Annotated in this window: 9 protein-coding genes and 1 tRNA gene; 4 read left to right on the forward strand and 6 right to left on the reverse strand. The window is 52.1% G+C overall.

What is annotated here, in order from left to right:
* Both AC1HCM_RS08745 and AC1HCM_RS08750 read left to right on the forward strand, forming a co-directional pair.
* Positions 1-636 (forward strand): amidase family protein (locus tag AC1HCM_RS08745; RefSeq protein WP_479461385.1); only part of this gene is annotated, 636 nt, incomplete at its 5' end.
* Complete coding sequence (locus AC1HCM_RS08750; protein ID WP_479461386.1) at positions 633-1,223, forward strand: tRNA threonylcarbamoyladenosine biosynthesis protein TsaB; 591 nt, start codon at positions 633-635, stop codon at positions 1,221-1,223. The genes AC1HCM_RS08745 and AC1HCM_RS08750, both read left to right, overlap by 4 nt.
* Here AC1HCM_RS08750 and AC1HCM_RS08755 read toward each other — a convergent pair.
* Genes AC1HCM_RS08755 through AC1HCM_RS08770 form a run of 4 tightly spaced genes read right to left on the reverse strand, consistent with a single transcriptional unit; the run spans position 1,220 to position 2,381 of the window.
* Complete coding sequence (locus AC1HCM_RS08755; protein WP_479461387.1) at positions 1,220-1,387, reverse strand: hypothetical protein; 168 nt, start codon at positions 1,385-1,387, stop codon at positions 1,220-1,222. The two genes, AC1HCM_RS08750 and AC1HCM_RS08755, sit on opposite strands and share 4 nt — an antisense overlap.
* Before the next feature lie 3 nt (positions 1,388-1,390).
* Positions 1,391-1,714: a DUF190 domain-containing protein gene (locus tag AC1HCM_RS08760; RefSeq protein ID WP_479461388.1), complete on the reverse strand. Its 324-nt coding sequence runs from the start codon at positions 1,712-1,714 to the stop codon at positions 1,391-1,393.
* On the reverse strand, positions 1,711-2,085 hold the full coding sequence (gene crcB / locus AC1HCM_RS08765) for a fluoride efflux transporter CrcB (protein ID WP_479461389.1): 375 nt from the start codon (positions 2,083-2,085) through the stop codon (positions 1,711-1,713). The genes AC1HCM_RS08760 and crcB overlap by 4 nt, the downstream gene beginning before the upstream one ends.
* A complete protein-coding gene (locus tag AC1HCM_RS08770; RefSeq protein WP_479461390.1) occupies positions 2,076-2,381 on the reverse strand; it encodes a DUF190 domain-containing protein in 306 nt (101 codons plus the stop codon). The genes crcB and AC1HCM_RS08770 overlap by 10 nt, the downstream gene beginning before the upstream one ends.
* Before the next feature lie 26 nt (positions 2,382-2,407).
* Here AC1HCM_RS08770 and AC1HCM_RS08775 point away from each other — a divergent pair, with 26 nt between their 5' ends.
* Positions 2,408-2,584, forward strand: a complete 177-nt coding sequence (locus tag AC1HCM_RS08775) for a hypothetical protein (RefSeq protein WP_479461391.1) — start codon at positions 2,408-2,410, stop codon at positions 2,582-2,584.
* Complete coding sequence (locus AC1HCM_RS08780; RefSeq protein ID WP_479461392.1) at positions 2,559-3,527, forward strand: RluA family pseudouridine synthase; 969 nt, start codon at positions 2,559-2,561, stop codon at positions 3,525-3,527. The genes AC1HCM_RS08775 and AC1HCM_RS08780 overlap by 26 nt, the downstream gene beginning before the upstream one ends.
* Here the strand turns inward: AC1HCM_RS08780 and hisB are convergent.
* Both hisB and AC1HCM_RS08790 read right to left on the reverse strand, forming a co-directional pair.
* Entirely contained in the window at positions 3,507-4,085 is a 579-nt protein-coding gene (gene hisB, locus AC1HCM_RS08785) for an imidazoleglycerol-phosphate dehydratase HisB (protein ID WP_479461393.1), read from the reverse strand. The two genes, AC1HCM_RS08780 and hisB, sit on opposite strands and share 21 nt — an antisense overlap.
* A 7-nt stretch (positions 4,086-4,092) precedes the next feature.
* Positions 4,093-4,168: transfer RNA gene (locus tag AC1HCM_RS08790), tRNA-Val, on the reverse strand.
* Positions 4,169-4,218: the final 50 nt, after the last annotated feature.

A 4,218-nucleotide genomic window follows, 5' to 3' on the forward strand; every position in this document is an offset into this window, starting at 1 on the left:
GAGGTCAGGGAGAGCTTTAATAAATTCGTAAAGGAGCTTGAGGGTCTTGGGTGCGATGTTGTTGATGTATCCCTTCCCCACGTTAAGTACGCTATACCAGCCTATTACATAGTTGCTCCTTCGGAGGCTTCCTCCAACTTAGCACGCTACGACGGCGTTCGCTACGGGTACAGAACCAAAGACTACAACAACCTTCTTGAGATGTACTCAAAGACGCGGGACGAAGGCTTTGGTCCTGAGGTAAAGAGGAGGATAATGCTCGGAACCTTTGCCCTCTCGGCTGGATACTACGATGCCTACTACCTGAAGGCTCAGAAGGTCAGGAGGCTTATATACGAGGACTTCATGAAAGCCTTCAAGGAGGTTGACCTGATAGCGAGCCCGACAACCCCCACCCTCCCCTTCAAGCTGGGGGAGCGGCTTGAGGACCCCATAAAGATGTACCTTTCCGACGTTCTCACGGTGCCCGTGAACCTTGCGGGACTGCCGGGCATATCGGTGCCGATAGGATGGGTAGATGAGCTCCCTGTGGGAGGACAGCTCATAGGAAAGCCCTGGGACGAGGCCACTCTTCTTAGGGTCTCCTACGCCTGGGAGCAGGTATTCAGACACTACGAGAAGATACCTATGGCATGAGGATACTCTCCCTTGATACCTCCTTCTCCTTCTTCAACCTATCCATAGTAGAAGATGGAAGGCTGAAGCTCCTCCACTATCTTGACTCGGAGAAGAAGACCTTAGAGAACCTACCGAAGGTCCTCTCAGAGCTCTGCATAAAGCCCGAGGACTTTGACGCCTTCGCTGTCTCGGTAGGTGTTGGCTATCTAACCTCGGTAAGGATAGGTGTGACCTTCATGAAGACGACCGCATACCTTCTGAAAAAGCCCATAGTTTCCTACGAGAACCTATACCTCTTGGGCAGGTTCAGCTGTGCCGAGGGAAGGAGGCTTCCCTTCCTCAAGGTGAGTACAAACCTCTTTTACAGAGTATTTGAGGGGGATGAGTGCTCTGAGGTGAAGATATACAGGGGTGAGGAGCTCAGGGGTCTGGGGATAAGCCTTGAGTCCTTCTCACAGGATAGGATAGGTGATAGACAGTTCTTCCATCCCTTCTTTCCCTTCTCAGCTTACGGAGGGCTGTATGCCTATGAGTTTTTAAGCAAAAGACCGGAGGGGGAAAACATCTTTGAGATAGAGCCCCTCTACCTAAAGCCCCCCGCCTAAGTTATCTCTTCCTCCTCTTCCTCCGCGATCTCCCTCGCGGGTTTCTCAGCGGGCACTGGCTTTGGAGGCTCGCCCCTGCTGAAGAGAAGCGTAAAGCAGAATATGTTCAGACCCAATATGAAGCCCCAGGAAAGCATCATGAAGAGGAAGGCATCGCCGTCCATAACTCAATTGTATCTTATTACCCTGACCTTCTCCAAGGTTATCAGCCCGCCCTCAACAAGGCGGGATATCTCAGGGAGAACCTCCTCTATCTTCTCCTCACAGTCTATAATCTCCACAACCACGGGCAGGTCGTGGGATATTCCCAGAAGCCTCTGGCTGTGTATTTCACCGGTCTTGCCGTATCCAAGTATTCCCCTGAAGACTGTAACCCCCGCAACCCCCCTCTCTCTGCAAAGCTCCGTTATGAACTTGTAAAGAGGCTTCCCTTCCCTCCTTTCACCCTCCTTTATGAATATGCGAACGAGGACCGCCTCCCTGCACTTCATACCAGCCTCCCCAAGTTGTAGCCCAGAAGGGTCATTGATATACCCACTACGTTTGTTCCCAGCACGTAGCCGAGGAACTTTGCGGTCTCGCCATCCATAAGGAGGTTGAAGCTCTCGTAGGAGAAGGTTGAAAAGGTGGTAAAGCCTCCGAGAAAGCCCGTTATGACCATAGCCCTCCACTCAGGAGAGAGGGCTAACCTCTCAACGAGGTAAGAGAAGGCGAAGCCTATAAGGAAGGCACCCAGAACGTTAACCATCAACGTTCCGATGGGGAAATCTATACCAGACTTAGTCTGCAGGAGCTTGGAGAGGAGGAATCTGAGAACGGAGCCCGCAGAACCCCCGAGGGCGATGGCGATTATCAGCCCCATACCTTTGCCTCCTCTAAGCTTATAAGCCCTTTCTTCACGTACTCACCTATCCTATCAACGAGGTACTCAACCCTCTCCTCTTGAGTCACGAACTCTACAACGACCGGGAGCCCGTAGGAAAGAGCCTCAATGCCCTCGTAGTGGTACTCCCCCGTAGTCCCATAACCGAGGATAGCCCTCAGAACCACTGCGGTCGGAACCCCCTCTTCCCTCAGAAGCTCTACAACCTTCTCATAAACTGGACTACCTTCTATCTCCTCATCTTCCCTTAGGAATACCCTCACAAGAACTCCCATAGGGCTTTATTTTAAAATCAATAGGTATGAACGGGTCCATACTTTTGGAGATCAACGGGAAGAGGGTCCGACTCAAGGACTTTCCTATGAGAGCGCTTAAGGGAACGGTTCTGGGCTTTATCAAGAGCCTGAACCTTGAGGAAGAGCCTAAGGAGGTGAGGATAGTAATAAGGTTGGATGAAGAGGATAGTTCAAAGTCTTGAGTTTACCGTCTCCGAAGAGAGGGCGGGAGAACGTCTTGACAACTTCCTTGTAAAAGCCTACCCGGAGCTATCAAGGAGCTACATAAAGAAGCTCATAGAGGAGGGTCTTGTCCTCGTTGGAGGAAGGAGCAGGAAGCCTTCCTACAGGGTCAGGGAGGGTGAGGAGGTGGTACTTCACCTGCCCGAGCCCGAACCCCTTGAGCTGAAGGCGGAGGATATACCCCTTGACATAGTTTATGAGGACGAGGACATAGTAGTTCTTATAAAACCCTGCGGACTTGTGGTCCACCCCTCCCCCGGCTACAGCTCCGGAACCCTCGTGAACGCCCTCCTCCACCACATAGGAAAGCTCTCATCAACGGGCGGAGTTGATAGACCTGGAATAGTTCACAGGCTTGACAAGGAAACCGCAGGTCTAATGGTCGTGGCAAAGAACGACAGAGCCCACAGGAGTCTCGTCCAGCAGTTTGCGACGAGAAAGACAGAAAAGCTTTACAGGGCTCTGGTCAAGGGCATTCCCCGCCAAAGGCACGGACTCATAGAGCTCCCCATAGGGAGGCACCCCGTTGATAGGAAGAGGTTCTCCGTCAGGACAAAGACTCCAAGACCGGCAAAGACAGAGTTCTGGGTTCTGGAGGAGTTTAAAAGGTTAGACATGTCCCTGCTGAAGGTGAAGATATACACTGGGAGGACCCACCAGATAAGGGTGCACCTCTCATCCCTCGGGCATCCCATAGTCGGCGACACCACCTACGGTTTTAAGAGGAGCTCCGCGCCTCCACAGCTCCTTACCTTACTAAGTGAGTGCAATATGCTCGTTGCTTACAGACTCGGCTTTTATCACCCAACCAAGGGTAATTGGGTTGTATTTGAGATAGAGGACCCTCAACCCTTCAAAAGCGTTCTTGAGAAGGCGAGGGAGTTAGAGGGTTCCCTTAGTTGAAGGGACATCGCCCCCTACTATGGATACAGCCTCCCTGAGTGTCAGGGCGAAGGACTTGAAGCAAGCTTCAGCGACGTGGTGCAGTATATTACCCTGTAGAACCCTGATGTGAAGGGTGCTCCTACTTTCCAAAGCAAAGCCCTTGAAGAACTCCCATATGAGCTCAAAGTCAAAGTCCGTTATCTTACCTCTGAGCCCGAGGTCCTCGTAGTAAAGGAGTCCCCTTCCAGAGAAGTCAACCGCCGAGAGGACGAGGGCTTCATCCATCGGGACGACCGAATCGCCGAACCTCCTAATCCCCTTCATGTCCCCGAGGGCTTCTCTGAAAGCCTGACCGAGGACGATACCACAGTCCTCAACGGTATGGTGATGGGAAACGTGGACATCGCCCTCAGCAGAGACCTCAAGGTCAAACCTACCGTGGCGGGCAAAGCTCTCAAGCATGTGGGTTAAGAAGCCCACAGGAGTTGAAACCCTGTATGAACCCGTGCCGTCAAGGTTTAAAGATACACTTATCCTAGTTTCCTTGGTTTCCCTGAAGACCTCTCCTCTTCTCATAACAAGATGGTAGGCGCGAGGGGACTCGAACCCCTGACCTCTGGCGTGTCGGGCCAGCGCTCTCCCAACTGAGCTACGCGCCTTGACCTTAAAAATTATCCGCCAATTCCCTCCCTCAGTCAAGTTATACTAA

The organism is Hydrogenivirga sp., assembly GCF_056450045.1.